The sequence below is a fragment of the Janthinobacterium woesei genome, assembly GCF_051380875.1.
Taxonomy (GTDB): domain Bacteria; phylum Pseudomonadota; class Gammaproteobacteria; order Burkholderiales; family Burkholderiaceae_D; genus Janthinobacterium.
Genome location: NZ_JBNYXW010000002.1, coordinates 193040 through 212517, shown reverse-complemented (window position 1 = coordinate 212517; position 19478 = coordinate 193040). Strand labels below are relative to the sequence as shown.

Annotated in this window: 18 protein-coding genes; 7 read left to right on the top strand and 11 right to left on the bottom strand. The window is 61.7% G+C overall.

Annotated elements, in window-relative coordinates:
* Positions 1–104 precede the first annotated feature (104 nt).
* The gene (locus tag ACQ4W6_RS02750; protein ID WP_436565651.1) at positions 105–1049 is read left to right on the top strand and encodes a LysR family transcriptional regulator; all 945 of its coding nucleotides are present in this window, start codon (positions 105–107) and stop codon (positions 1047–1049) included.
* A 41-nt stretch (positions 1050–1090) separates the two neighbouring features.
* Here ACQ4W6_RS02750 and ACQ4W6_RS02745 read toward each other — a convergent pair whose 3' ends face one another.
* The 5 genes from ACQ4W6_RS02745 to ACQ4W6_RS02725 form a co-directional block, all read right to left on the bottom strand.
* The gene (locus ACQ4W6_RS02745; protein ID WP_436565650.1) at positions 1091–2050 is read right to left on the bottom strand and encodes a cupin-like domain-containing protein; all 960 of its coding nucleotides are present in this window, start codon (positions 2048–2050) and stop codon (positions 1091–1093) included.
* 183 nt (positions 2051–2233) lie between these two features.
* Positions 2234–2977, bottom strand: coding sequence for a DNA-binding protein (locus ACQ4W6_RS02740; protein ID WP_436565649.1), 744 nt, complete (start codon positions 2975–2977; stop codon positions 2234–2236).
* A 142-nt stretch (positions 2978–3119) separates the two neighbouring features.
* Positions 3120–3737 (bottom strand): LON peptidase substrate-binding domain-containing protein, encoded by a 618-nt coding sequence (locus ACQ4W6_RS02735; RefSeq protein ID WP_436565648.1) that lies wholly within the window; start codon positions 3735–3737, stop codon positions 3120–3122.
* 54 nt (positions 3738–3791) lie between these two features.
* Positions 3792–5030 (bottom strand): DEAD/DEAH box helicase, encoded by a 1239-nt coding sequence (locus tag ACQ4W6_RS02730; RefSeq protein ID WP_436565647.1) that lies wholly within the window; start codon positions 5028–5030, stop codon positions 3792–3794.
* A 132-nt stretch (positions 5031–5162) separates the two neighbouring features.
* A complete protein-coding gene (locus ACQ4W6_RS02725; RefSeq protein ID WP_436565646.1) occupies positions 5163–7406 on the bottom strand; it encodes a TonB-dependent receptor plug domain-containing protein in 2244 nt (747 codons plus the stop codon).
* Between the two features lie 240 nt (positions 7407–7646).
* On the opposite strand from ACQ4W6_RS02725, the gene asd reads away from it, so the two are divergent.
* On the top strand, positions 7647–8495 hold the full coding sequence (gene asd, locus ACQ4W6_RS02720; protein WP_436565645.1) for an archaetidylserine decarboxylase: 849 nt from the start codon (positions 7647–7649) through the stop codon (positions 8493–8495).
* 17 nt (positions 8496–8512) lie between these two features.
* On the opposite strand, the gene ACQ4W6_RS02715 is transcribed toward asd, so the two are convergent.
* On the bottom strand, positions 8513–9418 hold the full coding sequence (locus ACQ4W6_RS02715) for a LysR family transcriptional regulator (protein WP_436565644.1): 906 nt from the start codon (positions 9416–9418) through the stop codon (positions 8513–8515).
* 125 nt (positions 9419–9543) lie between these two features.
* On the opposite strand from ACQ4W6_RS02715, the gene ACQ4W6_RS02710 reads away from it, so the two are divergent.
* From ACQ4W6_RS02710 to ACQ4W6_RS02700, 3 genes are all read left to right on the top strand, one after another.
* Positions 9544–10143, top strand: coding sequence for an FMN-dependent NADH-azoreductase (locus ACQ4W6_RS02710; RefSeq protein WP_436565643.1), 600 nt, complete (start codon positions 9544–9546; stop codon positions 10141–10143).
* A gap of 85 nt (positions 10144–10228) precedes the next feature.
* Entirely contained in the window at positions 10229–11113 is an 885-nt protein-coding gene (locus tag ACQ4W6_RS02705) for a pirin family protein (RefSeq protein ID WP_436565642.1), read from the top strand.
* Positions 11114–11239: 126 nt separating this feature from the next.
* Complete coding sequence (locus ACQ4W6_RS02700) at positions 11240–12220, top strand: cation diffusion facilitator family transporter (protein ID WP_436565641.1); 981 nt, start codon at positions 11240–11242, stop codon at positions 12218–12220.
* Here ACQ4W6_RS02700 and ACQ4W6_RS02695 read toward each other — a convergent pair.
* From ACQ4W6_RS02695 to ACQ4W6_RS02685, 3 genes are read right to left on the bottom strand one after another with little or no spacing between them, the layout of a single operon-like run.
* Positions 12217–14469, bottom strand: a complete 2253-nt coding sequence (locus tag ACQ4W6_RS02695; RefSeq protein WP_436565640.1) for a RelA/SpoT family protein — start codon at positions 14467–14469, stop codon at positions 12217–12219. The two genes, ACQ4W6_RS02700 and ACQ4W6_RS02695, sit on opposite strands and share 4 nt — an antisense overlap.
* Positions 14470–14500: 31 nt before the next feature.
* Positions 14501–14851 (bottom strand): RidA family protein, encoded by a 351-nt coding sequence (locus ACQ4W6_RS02690; RefSeq protein ID WP_436565639.1) that lies wholly within the window; start codon positions 14849–14851, stop codon positions 14501–14503.
* Positions 14852–14906: 55 nt separating this feature from the next.
* Entirely contained in the window at positions 14907–15788 is an 882-nt protein-coding gene (locus ACQ4W6_RS02685; RefSeq protein WP_436565638.1) for an alpha/beta fold hydrolase, read from the bottom strand.
* Between the two features lie 213 nt (positions 15789–16001).
* On the opposite strand from ACQ4W6_RS02685, the gene ACQ4W6_RS02680 reads away from it, so the two are divergent.
* Both ACQ4W6_RS02680 and ACQ4W6_RS02675 read left to right on the top strand, forming a co-directional pair.
* On the top strand, positions 16002–17339 hold the full coding sequence (locus ACQ4W6_RS02680; RefSeq protein ID WP_436565637.1) for a dicarboxylate/amino acid:cation symporter: 1338 nt from the start codon (positions 16002–16004) through the stop codon (positions 17337–17339).
* Between the two features lie 243 nt (positions 17340–17582).
* Entirely contained in the window at positions 17583–17993 is a 411-nt protein-coding gene (locus ACQ4W6_RS02675; RefSeq protein WP_436565636.1) for a DoxX family protein, read from the top strand.
* A 54-nt stretch (positions 17994–18047) separates the two neighbouring features.
* Here ACQ4W6_RS02675 and ACQ4W6_RS02670 read toward each other — a convergent pair whose 3' ends face one another.
* Both ACQ4W6_RS02670 and ACQ4W6_RS02665 read right to left on the bottom strand, forming a co-directional pair.
* Positions 18048–18698, bottom strand: a complete 651-nt coding sequence (locus ACQ4W6_RS02670; RefSeq protein ID WP_436565635.1) for a CoA transferase subunit B — start codon at positions 18696–18698, stop codon at positions 18048–18050.
* A 20-nt stretch (positions 18699–18718) separates the two neighbouring features.
* Positions 18719–19420 carry a CoA transferase subunit A gene (locus ACQ4W6_RS02665; RefSeq protein WP_436565634.1) on the bottom strand — a complete coding sequence of 234 codons (702 nt, stop codon included), beginning with the start codon at positions 19418–19420 and terminating at the stop codon, positions 18719–18721.
* Positions 19421–19478 lie beyond the last annotated feature (58 nt).

Genomic DNA, 19478 nt, shown 5'->3' with positions numbered 1-19478 from the left:
TAAAGTTGATACAGATTGGCATTGGAAGACTTTAAGCGTTTATTTAAAAATGATAAAGTAGTAAAAACCGATAGAACTGTTCTCTTTAAAAGGATAATCAAGCAATGGAATTGAACGCGCTTCGCATCTTTGCCCGCGTCGCCGAACTGGGCAGTTTCACCCAAGCGGCTGAGCAGCTCGGGCTGGCGAAAGGCCGCGTCTCCACGGCGGTGCAGCGGCTCGAAGGGCATGTGGGTACGCGGCTGCTGCAACGCACTACCCGGCACGTTCGACTCACTGCGGATGGCGAGCAATTTCTTGAGCGCTGCAAGGAGCTGATCGCTGATGCGGAGCAGTTACAGACGATGTTCCAGCCAGCAACTAGCGGTTTGCGCGGCCGGTTGCGCATCGACCTGCCAAACACCCTGGCCAGTGAGGTGATCATCCCGCGATTGCCGGAGTTTCTCGCGGCGCATCCCCTGCTTGAAGTAGGCATCAGCACCACTGACCGCCGCGTGGACCTGGTGCAGGAGGGGTTCGACTGTGTGCTGCGCATTGGCGCACTGACCGATACGGACTTGATCGCCCGCCCGCTCGGCGTGATGACGATGTGCAACCTGGCCAGCCCCGCATATTTGCGCACGCACGGTACGCCCGCGACGTTGGCTGACCTGGCACAGCATCGCCTCATCCACTATGCCGCCAAGCTGGGAACGCAGGGAGCCGGTTGGGAATACCAAGATGGCGCGGCGGTGCTTGTCCAGCCGATGCGCAGCCTGATTGTTGTCAACGGCACGGATGCCTACCAGGCTGCGTGCGTGGCCGGCCTGGGGCTCATCCAGGCGCCCCTTCGCGGCTCGCAATATTTGATTGATGAGGGCTTGCTGGTGAAAGTCATGCCCGGGTTCACTGCCGCGCCCATGCCGGTGTCGCTGCTCTACCCGCACCGGCGCCAGATTGCGCCACGGGTGCAGGCTGTCCTGAACTGGATCACACAGGTGGTCGAGCCTTATCTGATGGGTTCGCAAGCGGCCAGGGCAGGCCGGGGTAGTGATACCGACCTTGAATAGCCGCTAAAAAACAGGTAATAGCGGCGCATTGCCCAGCAAGTTTACTCCGCCGGCCGCCGCAGCGCCGCCTCGCCTTGCAGGACCAACGGCACGGCCCTGGCCCAGCGGTTCGAAGACAGCGAAAACGTCAGCGCGCGCACCTGGTGGTACCAGCCGGCGGGCACGTACAGCATATCGCCCGGCTCGACGATGCATTCGATCATGCTGGCCTGGCGCGCCAGCGGGAACTTGTCGAAATCGGGCGCTTCCGGGTCGAAGGGCGAGCCGAACAGGATGGCGTTCGCTTCGCTGGGGTAGAGAAAGGCGTCGTGATGCGGCGGCGATAAAAAGATGCGCTTGCTGCCCCACACTTGCGCGAAGATATTGTCGTCGTAATCGCAATGCAGGGGCGTCACCGTGCCGGCCGGGCCCACCCAGAAGCGCGGCGGCCCCATCTTGTCGAAATACGTGGGCCAGTGGCACAGGCGGTTCAATTCGCGCAATTCCAGGTTGCCCAGGTAAGGCGGCAGCGCGTTAGCACCCTCTTGCCTGCCCGCTTCCACCAGGTCCAGGTATGCCAGCATGGACATATCCTGCATGGCACGGTCCGCCGCAAAAGCCGTGTTGATGTAGTCGCCCACGCGCGCGCGCACGGGCACGTGGCCGTAGCGTTCGCGCAAGACTTCAGGCGCCAGCTTGGATAAGGGCCAGCGCTTGACCAGTCCGCGCATCAGGAAAGGCAATCCTTGCGCGGCGCGTGCGCGGAAGGCGGCCGCGTCCAGCATGCCCAGGCGCGGCACGGCAGCCATGGCCGGCAGCGCGCGCGCGGCGTGACGGATGGCATCGCGCATGGCATGAATGGACGTGACACCGCGCACCTGCGCATCCTTGTGCTCACGTGCTTGCTTGCGGGCAAGAGCCGCTTCGGGCGAACTGAACTCGGCTGGTGGCCGGGGTGGCAATGCGCGTGGCAGCGTTTGTGCCGCAGCACAATGGGGAAGTAACTTTTTCTCTACTGACATAAACCTTCTACTCTAGCCGCGTCGCACGGCATGGCGCGACAGTGCGCTATTTTAAGCCAGCAAGGTCCACCTTGGCGGCCAGGTGCGGAGACAGGCGCACTTTTCTTGCCGCACCCGCACTGGCGTGATGAGCAATGCCTGGCTGTGCAGGCACAGGTGCAGCCAGGCCGATGACTGGCAGGCTTAGACGGGGCTTTTGAACATCGGGTCGACGATGAACTGCTGCGCCTTGATGCGCAGGGTGCGCTCTTCGTCCAGCTCGGCGCGTGTTTCGCCCAGTTCCTCGCGCTCCGCTTCCAGTTCCAGGCGCACGCTGGCCAGTTCCGTTTCCACGCGCGTCAGGCTTTCCAGCTTCAGCTGGGCCTGGATCAGTTCGGCGCGTGCCGCTTCGGCAGCCTCTTCCAGGCGCGGGATGCCTTCGAGCTTGAATTGCGCCTTGGCCAGGTCCATGCGCGCCTGCTCGGCCGCCTCTTCCAGGCGCGGCAAGCCTTCCAGGCGCAGTTGCGCCTTGGCCAGGTCCGTGCGAGCCTGGTTCGCCACTTGCCGCTCGCGTTCAAGTTCTGCGCGCAACGTGTCCAGTTCGCCCGCCTGCAAGTCGAGCAGCTCTTGCTGACGCTCGTTCTCGCTGGCCAGGTCCATCAATTCCTGTTGATTGTCGTTCATCTCGGCTTCATGCGCGCTGTGGCTGGCGCTCAACTCCTGTCCTACATAATCAAGGATGGCTTGCTGCAGCACGGGCGACAATTCGGCGGCAGCGGCGATCTGGCGCTGCGCGCCGGCCTTGCGGCGCAGCAAGAGCTTGCTGATGGTGCCCAGGCAGGCGCCATTGCCCAGCCGCTCGCGCAGCGCGCGCACCGTGATGGCCAGGCCTTCGCCTGCCATCGCATCCATCGCCGCATTGATCTGTTCCGCGCTTGCTTTTGCCATGTCGTGTTCTCTTGAATGTTACTCGGGGCCATCTTGCTCCGGGGCATTATCTTAGTCCAGCGGCGGCAAAGCGTAAAGTATTTCTCAATGGAAATTGTAATTTCACAACGGAACGTTGTGGAAACATGCGGCCCGGCCGTTTTCAGTCTTCCAGCAAGCCATTTTCCGTGAGCATATCCTGCACCAGTTCCAGGCGCAGCACGGGATTGTCCTGGCTCAGCAAGAGTTGTTTTTGCATGGCCGTCAACGACAGCAGCTCGCACCAGCGGTTCGCCACCCAGCCGCATTCATCGAGCCGGTATGGCGGCTGCAGCGGCATTTGCTCAGGCGGAATTTTTTGTTCCTGCAAGGTGCGTATCAACGCACCCAGCGCGTCGGCCACGTTCTGCTGCTCCTGGGGGATGGGAATGGTCTTATCGGGCGGCAAGGTTTCGATCTGCGCCGTCCACAGGCCGTGCTTCAGCTGCTCGCTGGAGACGATGTGAAAGCGCTGCTGTCCCATGCATTTGATTTGCAGCAAGCCCGACAAGGGGGCCGCCCAGTCGATGACACGCGCCAGGGTGCCCACGGGCGCCAGGGTTTCCAGCTGGCCCGGCTTGCGCACTTCGGCGCCGTCCAGCAACTGCACCACGCCGAACGGCTGCTCGCCCATGATGCATTTGCGTATCATGTCCAGATAGCGCACCTCGAAGATCTGCAGCGGCAGATAGCCATCGGGATACAGCACCGTATTGAGCGGGAACAAAGGTATCGAGGTCATGGACGCATGATGGCACGAATGGCCTATCCGTGCAGCGCGCCTCGCATCTGGCGCTTACTTGTAAAAGCGCTGCTTTTTCGCCCGCTCGGCCGCCTTCGGCGCCATCACTTTCACGGCCTTTTTTTGGATGGTGCCGCCAGCGGAGGTGCCCGGCACGCGGTGCTCCGCCTCGAAACCGGGCTCTTCGCTGCGCTTCAGGGTTTGCCGGGTCAGCGCTTCCACTGCCGACAGCAGCTCCACCTCATCGGCACAGACCAGCGAAATCGCCTCGCCCGAGGCGCCCGCGCGGCCCGTGCGGCCGATGCGGTGAATATAGTCTTCGGCTACCGTGGGCAAATCGAAATTGACGACGACCGGCAATTGATCAATATCCAGGCCACGGGCGGCCACATCGGTAGCCACCAGCACTTGCACGTCAAGAGCCTTGAAGCGGGCCAGCGCGCGTAGCCGGTTCGGTTGCGTCTTGTCGCCATGAATCGAATCGGCGCGCACGCCCTGCTCCAGCAAGGTGTTGACCAATTGCTCGACACCCTTGCGCGTCTTGACGAAGATCAATACCTGGCCCCAGCGCTTTTTCTTCAGCAAGTGCAGGAACAGTTCCGGCTTGCGTTTCTTGTCGCACACGATCACCGACTGCTTGACTGCCTTGACGGTACTGTTGCGCGCGCTCACTTCCACTGAAACGGGGTCCTTCAGCATGGTCTTGGCCATGGCGCGGATGGCGTCCGAGAAGGTGGCCGAAAACAGCAAGGTCTGGCGCTGCTTGGGCATGGTCATCAGCAGCAAGTCCAGCTCGCGCTCGAAACCCAGGTCCAGCATACGGTCCGCCTCGTCCAGCACCAGGGTTTGCACTTGCTCGAACTTGACGGCACCCTGCGTCTGCAAGTCCAGCAAGCGCCCTGGCGTGGCCACCAGCACATCGAGGCCCTTGCGCAACTTGGCAATCTGCGGCTCGATCGGTACGCCGCCATAGGCGACAAAGCTGCGCAGCGGCAAGTTGCCGCCGTAGCTGCGGAAGCTGGCATAGACTTGCTCGGCCAATTCGCGCGTGGGCACCAGCACCAGCACGCGCACGCACTGCGGCGCCACCACGCCGTCCAGGGTCAGGCGCTGCAGCAGCGGCACGGCAAAGCCGGCCGTCTTGCCCGTGCCCGTCTGGGCGGCGGCCATCAAATCGCGCCCTGCCAGCACGGCAGGAATCGCTTGTGCCTGCACGGGCGTGGGCTTGGCATAGCCGAGCTCGTCAAGTTTGCGGACCAGGGGATCGATCAGGCCGAGGGAGGAAAACGTCATGGGAAAAGCAATCTTGGCAAAGGAAAAGGCGGCGCGCACGGGTTGGCCGTGCGCGCGATTGCCGAGATTATAGGCCAGCAGGGATGGCGGCCGTGGTTTTCACTGCTTATTTACAACGAAAGCACACGCTCATCAGAACTTCATTTCCATCGTCGCGCGCGCCTGCGGCGAGCTGGGGGAAATGCTGTTGCGCTGTATCGTGCCGCTGGCGTCCGCATAGCTGGTGTTGCTTTCGAAGTCTTGCGCCAGCAGATTCGACACGGCCAGGCGCAGCTGGTTCTTTGCATCGAATTTCCACAGCGCATAGATATCGACGTCGCGCCGTGGCGACGTATAGGCGCTCTGGCGCTCGGTGATGCGCACCGGCCCGCCATTGCGGAAATTGAAGCTGCCGCCCGTGCTGAGCACGCCGTCCGGCGTCTTGTAGTCGAGGCCGAAGTTGCCGCTGACGGGGGTTTGCTGGTCGAGACGGTTGTCCGGTCCCGGCACCTGCTCCACCTGCGACCAGTTGCGGCTGACGCTGGCGCGCAAGTCGAGCGCCGGCACAGAAGCGGACGCGGACGCGGGCACGGACAACACGGCGCGCAGCGGGAACTTCGCTTCCAGTTCCAGTGTCTGAGTATTGGCGCGGCCGTCGTTGACGGGCGTGGAAACCCAGCGTTCATTGCTATATAACAAGCCCTGGCGCGTATAACCGTCGATGCGGCGGGCCGAGGCGCGCGCACTGAGCAAGGCGCCTTCGGCCCAATAATGCTCGTACGAGGCGTCGATGCCCAGCGCCAGCTCCGGTTTAAGATACGGATTGCCTTCGCGGTCGGGGTCAGTCTGGCTATTATTCGTCGACGTATTGCGCCGCGGAATCAAACTCGACGTGGGCTGCGCCTTGTAGGTGCGCGTCAGTGCCAGGCGCACCTGGTCGCCCTTGGTATCGGGCAACTTCCACAGGGTTTGCAGCAGCGGACTCCAGACGCTGGTGCGCTGCTGCACCTCGTCATACGTGTCACCGGCGCTGCGCGTGTCGATGCCTTCCCAGCGCACGCCCGCATACATGGACCAGCGCGGCGTGATGTCCCATTCATCCTGCACATACAGCGCCAGGCGCGCAATGGTGGCGTCAAAGCCTTCGTCGCTGTTGACGGGACGTGCGCCAGGCAAGGCTGCTTCGCGCTGCCGGCGCGCTTCATCGCGCCCGGTGTGGGCGCCATCCCAGCCCATCGACAAAGCATGGCCGGGCAGCAGGGGCGAGGAATACTTGCCAGTCGAACTGACGCCGTTTTCCGTGGCCTTGACGCCCACCGTGCGCTCCAGCGCCAGGCCGCTGCCGTCGATAGTGCCCTGCTGCAAGCTGTCGGACGTATTGCGGGCGGCCGAAGCGCCAATTTTCAATTCCAGCTTGGCACCGCCGGCCAGCTTGTGCATCCACGTCAGGTCGCTGCGGCCAAAGGCATTGTGGTTGCTGGAGCTGCCAGTGCTGGTATCGTAATCGGGGCGCAAGCCCTGCTGCGTGTCGACGCGGCTGAAACTACGGTGATTCGAGCGGCCGCCATTGAAGAACAATTGCGCCGTCAAGTTATCGCCGCCCGGCAAGACCCAGTTCAAGCGCGGCGACAGGTTGATGCCTTCCGGGCGGCCATCACCCGTGCCATTCGTGCGCCGCAGCAAGTTTTGCCGGCCATCGGGCGCGTAGCCCAGTTCCAACCCCGGATTGTCGTAATGATAGTCATAGCGGAACATGGAAGCGGCCAGCGAATACGAGAAATTGCCTACCCGGTCGGACAGCAACAGGTTCACGCTGGGCGAAAAACTCACATCGCTGCCCTGCACGCCCAGCTTGAGCTCGTGCTGCGCCGTTTTCACGGCTTTTTTCAGCACCACATTGATGGTGCCGGCAATCGACTGCGTGCTGAATTCGGCGCTGGCCGCGTGCAGGATTTCGATGCGTTCGATCACGTCGGGCGACAAGGTGTCGAGCGAAAAACCGGCCGGTGCGCGTTCGCCGTTGAGCAAAATCTGCGTGTAGCCGCTGCCCAGGCCGCGCATGCGGATCTCGCCGCCCGTGCGCCCGGCCGCGCCGGAGATGGTAATGCCGGGCAAGCGCTTGAGCACGTCGGTGACATTGGTATCGCCATACTTGAGGATTTCCTCGCTGCTGACCACCATCTTGCTGGCCGTATCGTCGCGGCGCGGATCATAGCCGCTGCCCTTGACTTCGACGGTTTGCATGGCGGCTGGCTCGGACTTGGCCGCCTTGTCGGCCTTGCTGGGCGCGCTGGCGGCAGCGGCATTTTGCGTTTGCTGGGCCTGGACATTCCAGGCAAAAAAGACGGCGGAAGCGGCAACGGTGAGGCGGAGGGAAAACAGGCTGCGTGGCATCATGGTTTAGCGGAAAAAAGTTGGCTGAATAAAAATGGCTAAAAGCTAAAAATAGGCCGCCATATTGTGCTGTAATTTTGCTACCACTGGCACGGTTTCCTGAAAATATTTCCTATAGCAAATTAAATTCGGTCGCACGCCCTGATGCGCCCTATCGCGTGCGGCCCATATCATTGCGCGCCACATCGCCGCTATAATGCGTTTTCGCCATTATTCCCCTCACCCCGTCAAAGGCTACCCATCGTGTCTGACCGTCTTGCCGTTTTGCCTCAATATCTGCTGCCCAAGGGAGCGCTGACCAATTTCGCCGGCCGCATCGCCGGCGCCAAGGGCGGCGCCATGACGACGCGCCTGATCCGCTGGTTCGTCGGCCGCTACAACGTCAACATGGATGAGGCGCTGGACCCGGACATTACGCACTACACCAGCTTCAACGACTTTTTCACGCGCGCGCTGCGCCCGGACGCGCGCCCGCTGGCGCAAGCCGACTACATCTGCCCCGTCGATGGCCGCATCAGCCAGTTCGGCACGATCGACAAGGACCAGATCTTCCAGGCCAAGGGCCACCATTTCAGCACCACGGCCCTGGTCGGCGGCGATGCAGCCCTGGCGGCGCAGTTCGAGCACGGCAGCTTCGCCAATCTGTACCTGAGCCCACGCGACTACCACCGCATCCACATGCCGTGCGACGGCCGTCTGACGCGCATGATTTATGTTCCCGGTGAATTGTTTTCCGTCAACCCGACGACGGCGCGCGGCATCCCCGGCCTGTTCGCCCGCAACGAGCGCGTCGTCTGCGTCTTCGACACGGCCAAGGGGCCATTCGTCATGACACTGGTGGGCGCCACCATCGTTGGCAGCATGGCCACCGTCTGGCATGGCGTCGTCAACCCGCCCCGCACGGGCCAGGTGCGCGACTGGAGCTATGCCAACGACAATGTGGTGCTGAAACAGGGCGAAGAACTGGGCCGCTTCCTGCTCGGCTCCACCGTCGTCATGCTGTTCCCCAAGGGCAACGTAGAATTTAATGCCAACTGGCAACCAGCCGGCGCCGTGCAATTGGGCGAAGTCATGGGCAAGCAGCCCAAGTAATTCATCTGGGCGCGCGCCTATACGGGCACGTCCGTGCGGTACATTTCTTCCATCAAGTCAAGAAACGCGCGCGTCTTGGCCGGCATCAAGCGCCGGCCGGGAAACACGGCCCAGCCCGTCACGAGCGGAAAACTCCACTCCGGCAATACGCGCACCAGTTCCCCCGTCGCTACATATGCCTTGGCAAAGCGGTCCGTGCTGGCGGCGATGCCCACGCCCGTGCAAGCCATGCGCACCAGCAATTCCGGTGAATTGGCCAGCAGGCGCACGGGCAAGTCGCGCTGCCACGTCGTCTTGCCGCGGATCAAGGTCCAGTGCACGAGGCCATGCACGGCGCGCGGCAAACTGAGCAAATCATGCCCATACAGATCGTCGGGATGTTCGGGCAAGCCGTGCACGCTCGTGTATTGTGGCGAAGCATACAGGGCCAGGGTGCTGAAGGCCACGCGGCGCGCAGCCAGGCTGGCGTCGTCGGGCAAATTGCCCATGCGAATGGCCACGTCAAAGTTTTCCTCCAGCAAATCCACCCTGCGCGCCGACAAATCGAGTTCCAGCGAAATGGCCGGATAGCGGCGCACGAACTCGGCCAGCACCTGGCGCATCAGGGCGTCGCCAAAGTCGGCCGGCATGGAAATGCGCAGCAAGCCGCTGGGCCCCGCCTGGCGATGCTGCGCCAGGGCGCCTGCCGCCTCCGTTTCTTCCACCACCTTGCGCGCGTGGTCGAGCAGGCTGGCGCCAAACTCCGTCAGCGCCAGCTTGCGCGTGGTGCGCAGCAAGAGGCGCTCACCCAATCTGGCTTCCAGCTGCGAGATGCGCCGGGAAAGCGTCGACTTGGGCAAGTCCACGCGCACGGCGGCGCGCGAGAAACTGCCGCATTCCACCACTCTTGCGAACAGCAATAAATCTCCGGGATCGATATCCATACGCTACCTTTACACTCGATTGTTCCATCAGTGGATTAATATTATCCATTTTAACGGCTTCCGCATCAATTTTGGAATTGCTATAGTTCATCCATCGCAACACACCTCACAACGGAGAACACAAGATGAACATCCTGCAAATCAATTCCAGCGCCCGCAGCACCGGTTCCGCCTCGACCCGCCTGGCTGACGCCCTCGCCGCCCGCGTTCTCGCCAGCAACCCTGACGCCTCCCTCACCCGCCGCGACCTGGCCGCTGAACCGCACCCCGTGCTCGACGAGCCGACCCTGCAAGCGCTGTTCACCCCAGCCGAGCAGCGCACGCCGGAGCAGGCGGCCCGCATCGCCCTGGACGACGCGCTGATTGCGCAAGTGCAAGCAGCTGACGTGATCGTCATCGGCGCGCCGATGTACAACTTCGGCATCACGGTGCAACTGAAAAGCTGGTTCGACGCGATTGCCCGCGCCAACGTCACCTTCAAGTACACGGAAAACGGCCCCGTTGGCCTCTTGACGGGCAAGAAAGTTTACGTCGGCCTGTCGCGCGGCGGCTTGCACCGCGATAGCGCCCACGACAGCCAGGTGCCATACCTGAACACCATGTTCGGCTTCCTGGGCCTGACCGACGTGCAATATGTGTATTCGGAAGGCATGGGCATGGGCCCGGACGCCGTGGCCAAGGCGCAAGCCCAGGCGGACGCCGAGATCAACGCCATCTTGGTGTAATAGCAAGTATCACGAGAGCATCAGACGAGTATCAAACCGAACGAGAACGGCGCATTGGCGCCGTTCTTGCTAACAGGAGAGAACCATGAACGACATCACCACCGTCACGAAAGTCACAAAACCGCGCGCCGTCGAGCGCGTGATCGCCGGCCAGGCCGTCATGGATGGCGCCGGCGTGAAGATCAACCGCGTGCTGACGCAGCAATTGCAGCGCCGTCTCGACCCGTTTTTGATGCTCGACAACTTCGCCAGCGACAAGCCGAACGACTATATCGCCGGTTTCCCCGAGCATCCGCACCGCGGCTTCGAGACGGTTTCGTACATGATCACGGGGCGCATGCGCCACAAGGACAGCGCGGGCCACGAAGGCTTGCTGACCTCGGGCGGCGTGCAATGGATGACGGCCGGCAGCGGCGTGATCCATTCGGAAATGCCGGAACAGGAAGATGGCGTGATGGAAGGCTTCCAGCTGTGGCTGAACCTGCCTGCGCGCGACAAGATGCGCACGCCCTGGTACCGCGACTTCACCAGCGATGAAATCCCCCGCTACACGACGGATGCCGGCGTGGCCGTGCAAGTGATCGCCGGCACCAGCCATGGCGTGGCGGGCGCCGTGCAGCGCGATGTCACGGAACCGCTGTATATCGATATCGACTTGCCGCCTGGCACCAGCTTCGAGCAGCCAGTGCCGGAAGGCCACAATGCCTTTTTGTACACCTTCCGTGGCGAAGTGCAGGCGGGCGGCAAGGCCGTGCCCGCCCTGCGCATGGCGATCTTTGCCAATACGCCGGGCAGCGATGGCGTGCGCATCGAAGCGCCCGAAGGCGGCCGCGTGATCCTGATCGCCGGCAAGCCCTTGAACGAGCCCATCGCGCAGTATGGCCCGTTCGTCATGAACACCCAGGCGGAAGTCTTCCAGGCCGTGCAGGATTTCCGTGAAGGAAAGTTCGGCGAGAGCGCCCCGCAGTAAATGTCGTCTTAAGTGCCGTCTGCACAAAAAACCTGCATCGCCTTCGGGCAAGCAGGTTTTTTGTGCGCCCACCATTTTGTTGCTTTTCAATTACACTAGCGGCAAGCCCATTCCACAAAGTATTCCATGCACGATAGCACCGAACAAAACGCCGCCCATCTGCATGCCCATTTGAAAGGCGACGCCAAGCATACCCACTCGTTCGAGGGGCGCAGCCAGAGCATCCTGGCGTGGGCGCTGGGCTTGACTTTGTCGTTTGCCGGCATCGAGGTGGTCGCCGGCTTCATGTCCAATTCGCTGGCCCTGATTTCCGACGCAGGCCACATGGTGACCGATGCGGCCGCGCTGGGCTTAGCCTTGCTGGCGCAGATCATTGCGCGCCGCCCGCCGTCGCCGCGCCACTCGTTCGGCTTCGGCCGCGCCGAGGCGCTGGCCGCCTTCGTCAACGGTCTGGCCATGCTGTGCGTGGTGGGCTGGATCTTCTACGAAGCCGTGCTGCGCTTTTCCGCCCCGCAAGCCGTGCAGGGCGGCATGGTCTTCGTGGTCGCCTTCATCGGCTTGCTGATCAACCTGGTGGTGGCGTGGGTATTGTCGAAGGATAAGCAAAGCGTGAATACGCGCGCCGCCCTCGTGCATGTGATGGGCGATTTGCTCGGTTCGGTCGCCGCCATCGTCGCCGGCGCCGTGATTTACTTTACGGGCTGGATGCAAATCGACCCGCTGCTGTCGGTGCTGGTGTGCCTGCTGATCCTGAAATCGACCTTTGGCGTGCTGCGCGAGTCATATCACTTCCTGATGGAAGGCGTGCCGCTGCATATCGATTACATCGAAGTGGGCACGGACGTGGAACAGGTCGACGGCGTGATTGCCGTGCATGACCTGCATGTGTGGGACATGTCGCCGGGCCAGCCGGCCCTGATCGGCCACGTGGAAATCGAACACCTCGACCACTGGCCGAGGGTATTGCGCGCGATCAAGAAAATGTTATTGAGTAAGCACGGTATCGACCACATTACCCTGCAGCCGGAGACGGCGGCGATGGCGGGACTGCATGCTGGTGACAAAACCCACCGGCAAGCATCTGCCGTTGGGTTCAAACAAGACTAACTCCTTTTTGCCTCCAGCACGCCACTGACATCCTTGATCACATTCAAGGCCTTCAGCAACTGCGCCGTCGAGCTGATCTCGGCCGTAAACGTCATGCGGGCCTGACCCTTGGCGCTTTGGGTGTTGACGCCGATAACATTGATCTTTTCGCGCGAAAAGATTTCAGAGATGTCGCGCAGCAAGCCCTGGCGGTCGCCAGCGAGAATGAAGATGTCGACCGGATACACCGTATCGTGCCCGCCCGTGCTGCCCCATTCCGTGAAGATCACGCGTTCGGGCGCCTTGGCGCGCATTTCCTCGAAGTTCTTGCAGGTAGCGCGGTGGATGGAGACGCCCTTGCCGCGCGTGACGAAACCGACGATGCTGTCCGGCGGCGCCGGCTTGCAGCACTTCGCCAGCACCGTCATCAAGCCTTCCGTACCCACCACCAGCACGCCGGACTTGGCGCCCTGCTCCACGCTGGAGGCGCGGCTCTTGCCCACCAGCACGGCGTCTTCCGGCACCACCACTTCGCCATTGTCGTGCAGCGCCTGCTCCACGTGGCGCAGGCTGAATTCCTCCTTGCCCACTGACAGGAACAGTTCATCGACCTTGGTAAAACCCAGCTTTTGCGCCAGCGCCTCGAGGTTGACGGCCGTCTTGCCTTCGCGCTGCAGGGATTTCTCTACCAGCGCGCGGCCGTGGGCCAGGGTTTCCTGCATGTCGATGGCGTGGAACCAGGCGCGGATCTTGGAGCGCGTGCGCGTGCTGACGGCGTAGCCGGCGCCGAGCCAGTCGCGCGACGGCCCGGCCGTGCCCGGCGCGCCCTTGGCGGTGATGATTTCGCAGGTCTGGCCGTTCTTCAACTGCGTATTCAAGGGCACCATGATGCCATCGACCTTGGCGCCACGGCAGCGGTGGCCCACGTCGGTGTGCAAATGGTAGGCAAAATCGACAGGCGTGGCGCCCACGGGCAGTTCCAGCACGCGCGCTTGCGGCGTCATGACGAAGATGCGGTCATCCAGCGTGGCCGATTTGAGCTTTTCCACCCATTCGCGCTGGATTTCTTCCTGGCCCACGACGGCGTCGGCTACTTCGGTCTTCCAGGCCAGCAACTGGCGCAGCCAGGCGATCTTTTCGTCGTATTTCTGGCCGGCAAAGTTCGAGCCGCCCTCTTCCTTGTAGCGCCAGTGCGCCGCCACGCCGTACTCGGCAAAACTGTGCATTTCATTGGTGCGGATTTGCACTTCCAGCGGTCGGCCGTCTTCGGCATTCACCACCGTGTGCAGCGACTGGTAACCGTTCGGTTTCGGCCGCGAAATGTAATCGTCGAATTCTTTCGGGATGGGGGTCCAGATATTGTGCACCACGCCCAGCACCGTGTAGCAAGTCTTGACGTCGGCGACGATGACGCGGAAGGCGCGCACGTCGTACAGGGCCGTAAAGTCCAGTTCCTTGCCGCGCATCTTGTTCCAGATGCTGTAAATATGTTTCGGGCGGCCAAAGACTTCCGCCTGGATGCCGGCCGAAGCCAGTTCCGTTTGCAGGCGCAGGATCGCGGAGGCAACAAAGCCCTCGCGCATCATGCGCTTTTCTTCCAGCATCTTGGCGATGCGCTTATACGCTTCGGGCTCGATGAAGCGGAACGACAGGTCTTCCAGTTCCCACTTCAGCTGCCAGATACCGAGGCGGTTCGCCAGCGGCGCGTACAGATCCAGCGTTTCCTTGCCATATTCGCGCGTCATTTCGTTGAACAGTTTCAACTCGGCAAAATAGCGCAAGGTCGTCACGCAGGCGGCCAGGCGCACCAGCACGACACGCATGTCGGACGCCATCGCCAGCAGCATCTTGCGCAAGGTTTCCACCTGGGCCATGGCTTGCTGCGCCGCATTCTTGCCGCGCCCGCCAGCGCTGCCATGCTGCGCCTGGGTCAGCGCCCGCAAGCGTATCAGCTGGCGCACGCCGGTGGCCAGATCGCACACCTGCTTGCCGAAGCGCGGCTCGATGTCGGCCGCCGTGTCCGGCTCCAACAGGGTCAGCTCGAACATCAGGCCGGCAATGCGCGTTTCCGCATCGCTGCGCAGGAAAGCCAAGGTAGTGGCCACGCCGATGGCAAATTCCAGCGCAGAGCGGCCGGCGAAGGTCTGCTTGTCGCCATACGCCTCGGTGGCATAGGCAAGCGCGTCCAGCACGCGCGCGCTGTCCGGCGCACTCAGGCCCTCTACCAGTTGTTCCGATGTGGCGCTATGCGGGGCCGAGATGGAAACCATGTAATACCTTATTAACGTAGAAACTAACTACTTAGCGCTCTGCTGCGACGACGACGATTTCAACCAGGCATGCCGGATTGGCCAGCTTCGCTTCCACCGTGGCGCGCGGCGGCGTGTGGCCCATGGCCACCCAGTCGTCCCACACTTCATTCATGCCAGGGAAGTCTTTCATGTCGGCAATGTAGATCTGGCACGACAGGATGCAAGTCTTGTCGCTGCCCGCTTCCATCAGCAGGCGGTCGACGTGACCGAGCACTTCGCGCGTCTGGCCGATGATACCCTGCGTAGTGTCGTCGGCGATCTGGCCAGCGAGGTAGATGGTGTTGTTGTGAATTGCCACTTCGGAGAGGCGTTTGCCTACGTGCAGTCGTGTGATTTCCATGCTTTTTCTTTCGGTTGTTTCAAAATCTGTCCAGCGTTACTAATGACTAGCTCTATTACTTGCCCAGCAAAAACTTGCGCGCGATAGCGATCTGGTCGTCATGGATGAAGGTGGGTGCATGGCCGACACCGGCAATTTCCACCAGCTCCGCCTTCGGGCCACGGCCCAGCATGCTTTGCGCCGTCGCATGCGACAGCAGATCCGATTCCGCCCCGCGCACCAGCAAGGTGGGGCAGCGCACGGCATCATACGCGGCCCACAGCAGGGCTTCGTCGCTGGCCGCCGATTCGGGCGTGGCCGAGCGGAACGGCATGGCCAGGCCCATATCATAGTGGCGGCGCCAATGGCCATCCTTATCCTGGCGCAACACATCAACCGCCAGTTTATGCCATTCGGCGTCCGTGTGCGGACCGAAGCTGGCGGAGACGTCGCGCACGAACCGGGCGCCCTGCTCGAACGTCTCGAAACGCAAGTCCTGGCCGATATAGTCGCCGATGCGCTGCAAGGCTTCCGGCGCCAGGGTCGGGCCGATATCGTTCAACACCAGCTTGCTGATCGGACTGTCCGGCAACGATGCCAGGCCCAGGCCGATCAAGCCGCCCATCGAGGTGCCAAACCAGTCCACCGTCTGGCGCTCGCCGTTGGCCAGCACGCGCGCCAGCAGGGTCACCATGTCGCTCACATATTGCGGCACGCGGTAAAACTGCGGATTGGCCAGCCAGCCCGAGCGGCCACGCCCCACCACGTCGGGGCAGATGACGCGGTAATCGCTGGCCATGGCGCGCGCCAGGCTGTCGAAGTCGTCCGAGACGCGCGTCACGCCATGGGCGCAGACGAGCACGTTCGGATTATCCGCCGCGCCCCACTCCTTGTACGACATGCGGTGCAGGCCCGCCGGCGAGATGCATTGCACTGACTTGATGCTGGCTTCGATCATCCGATTTCCTTATTCGATGTAAAAAGAGCACCATTTCTGCACTCTGGCGGCTGTCCCGCGCGCGACTCTTCGGCAGTGTAGCGCAGCGCGGGCAATGCTCCAAGCGCACGCCTGAAATGCTGCGACGCAGCACAGCCGCATGGAGCAATACCCGATATAGCGAAAATGCATATCTGCGGTTATCCACAATTGAGCTGCCCCTCCAATCGGCGGATGATCGCAGCATCAACCCGCAAGAGGAGACCACTCGTGAAAAAACCATTCTATAAAATCCTGTACGTCCAGGTGCTGTTCGCCATCGTGGCCGGCGTGCTGCTGGGGGTGTTCTACCCATCGAACGCCGTCGACATGAAACCGCTGGGCGACGGCTTCATCAAACTGATCAAGATGATCATCGCCCCCGTCATCTTCTGTACCGTAGTGTCCGGCATCGCCGGCATGCAAGACATCAAGAAAATCGGCCGCGTGGGCGGCAAGGCCCTGCTGTACTTTGAAGTGGTGTCCACCTTCGCGCTGGCCATCGGCTTGCTCGTTGCCAACATCCTGAAACCGGGCGCCGGCTTCAACGCCGACCCGGCCCACCTGGACGTCAAGTCGATCGCGCAATACACGCATGCCGAAGGTCTGACGACGACCGACTTCCTGATGAATATCATCCCGAAGACTTTCGTCGATGCCTTCGCCAAGGGCGACATCCTGCAAGTGCTGCTGATCGCCATCCTGTTCGGTTTTTCGCTGTCGCTGCTGGGCGAGCGCGGCCGTCCCGTCACCAAGCTGATCGACGAACTGTCGCATGCCATCTTCGGCATGGTCAACATCATCATGAAGGTCGCGCCTATCGGTGCCTTCGGCGCCATGGCCTTTACCATCGGTAAATTCGGCCTGGCTTCGCTGATTCCACTGGCTAAACTGATGGGTTCGTTCTACCTGACCTGCTTCCTGTTCGTCTTCGTCGTGCTGGGCCTGATCGCCCGCTACACGGGCTTCTCCATCGGCCGCTTCTTGTTGTACATCAAGGAAGAACTGCTGATCGTACTGGGCACGAGCTCGTCGGAATCGGCCCTGCCGGCACTGATGAAAAAACTCGAGCGCCTGGGCTGCTCGAAACCGGTGGTCGGCCTGGTCGTGCCTACCGGCTACTCGTTCAACCTCGATGGCACCAACATCTACATGACCATGGCTGCCCTGTTCGTAGCGCAAGCGACCAACACGGAGCTGACCATCTGGCAGGAATTGACCATCCTCGGCGTGGCGATGCTGACCTCGAAAGGCGCCTCCGGCATCACCGGTGCCGGCTTCATCACCCTGGCCGCCACCCTGGCGGTGGTGCCGACCATCCCCGTGGCCGGTATGGCGCTGATCCTGGGCATCGACCGTTTCATGAGCGAATGCCGCGCCCTGACCAACTTCGTCGGCAACGGCGTGGCCACCATCGTCGTGTCAAAATGGGAAAAAGAACTCGACATGGACAAGCTGCAAAGCGAGCTGGCCAATCCAACCCACCCGACCGACGACGCCTATGCGGCCCCGGCCGTGAGTATCGTCAAGTAAGCAGCACTCCTTTCGAAAAGCCCCGCAGAGCGATCTGCGGGGCTTTTTTCATGTGCGCATGCTTCCTCATCATCAATAAAGAGTAAATCATGCATCAATATTTTATTGGATGATCAATAAATGGAAAACAATTACAGTCGCTATCACTGTTCACCGGCAAGCTCCCGCGCAATGACATTGCGCTAATGCAAGCCTAACTGCCAGCCTGACACCGAACCATCCACCTTTTGAATGGAGTACGTCATGTCCCTCTCGCCCGCCTTCTACGCCACCTGGAGTCCACGCCTGCTGGGCCTGCTTCGCATCATCCTCGGCTTCCTCTTCCTGCAGCACGGCACAGCCAAGCTGTTCGGCGCGCCGCACGTGGCCATGTTCGATGGCTTGCAACTGTTTTCCATGATGGGCGCGGCTGGCGTGATCGAGTTGGTGGGCGGCGCGCTGTTGCTCGTCGGCCTGTTTACGCGCCCCGTCGCCTTCATCCTCTCGGGCCAAATGGCGGCCGCCTACTTCATGGCGCATGCACCAAACGGCTTCCTGCCGATCCTGAACGGCGGTGAAATGGCCGTGATGTACTGCTTCACCTTCCTGTACTTCGCGGCAGCGGGCGGCGGCGCCTTCAGCCTCGATGGCTTGCGCGGCAAGGCTGGCGCATAAAGCACAAGGGCGGACATCGCTGTCCGCCCTTGTTTGTTGATTACTACAAAACGTTTATACGCCCGACACGTCCAGTTCAGCGCCCGTGGCCGCCTGTACTTGCTCCTTGCTCACGCCCGGCGCCAGTTCCACCAGTTTCAGGCCGTTTTCCGTCACCTCGATCACGCCCAAGTCGCTGATGATGACGTCGACCACGCCCACGCCCGTCAGCGGCAGGTCGCACTGTTTCAGCAGCTTGTGCGAAGTGGTGCCATCCTTGGCCGTGGCCACGTGCTCCATCAGCACCACCACGCGCTTGACGCCAGCCACCAGATCCATCGCGCCGCCCATGCCCTTGACCATCTTGCCTGGGATCATCCAGTTCGCCAGGTCGCCCTTTTCCGACACTTGCATGGCACCCAGGATGGCCAGATTAATCTTGCCGCCACGAATCATGCCAAACGAGTCGGCCGAGCTGAAGTAGGCAGCGCCCGGCAAGGCCGTCACCGTCTGCTTGCCGGCGTTGATCAGGTCCGCATCGACTTGCGCGTCGGTGGGGAACGGGCCAATGCCCAACAGACCGTTTTCCGACTGCAGGAACACCTCGATGTTCTGCGGCACATAATTGGCCACCAGGGTCGGCAAGCCGATGCCCAGGTTCACATAAAAGCCATCCTGCAATTCTTTTGCCGCGCGTGCGGCCATTTCGTCACGTGTCCAAGCCATGATTATCTCCGTATTCTTTTTTATGCTTCGGCGCGCACGGTGCGCTGCTCGATGCGTTTTTCCGGGTTCGCGTTGACCACGATGCGGTGCACGAAGATGCTGGGGGTATGCACCTGGTCCGGGTCGATCTCGCCCACTTCGACCAGTTTTTCCACTTCGACGATGGTGATCTTGCCGGCCATGGCTACATTCGGGTTGAAATTGCGTGCCGTCTTGCGGTAGACCAAATTGCCCGCGCGGTCGGCCATGTAGGCTTTCACCAGCGACACATCGGCCACCAGGCTGTGTTCCATCACGTATTGTTCGCCGTCGAATTCGCGGATTTCCTTGCCGTCGGCAACGATGGTGCCCACGCCCGTCTTGGTGAAGAAAGCGGGAATGCCGGCGCCGCCGGCGCGCAGCTTCTCGGCCAGGGTGCCTTGCGGCGTGAATTCCAGCTCCAGCTCGCCGGCCAGGTACTGGCGGGCGAATTCCTTGTTTTCACCCACATAGGAGGCGATCATTTTTTTGATCTGGCGCGTGGTGAGCAATTGGCCCAGGCCGAAGCCATCCACGCCCGCGTTATTGGAAATGGCCGTCAGGCCCGTCACGCCGGAATCGCGCAAGGCGCCGATCAGCGCTTCGGGTATGCCGCACAGGCCGAAACCGCCGACGGCGATGGTCTGGCCATCATGTACGATGCCGGCCAACGCCGAGGCGGCGTCAGGATAAACTTTATTCATGGGTGTCCCTCTATTTTTTGTTAAGCTGGGTCAAGAGTCCAAGGCTCTGGCTGCGACT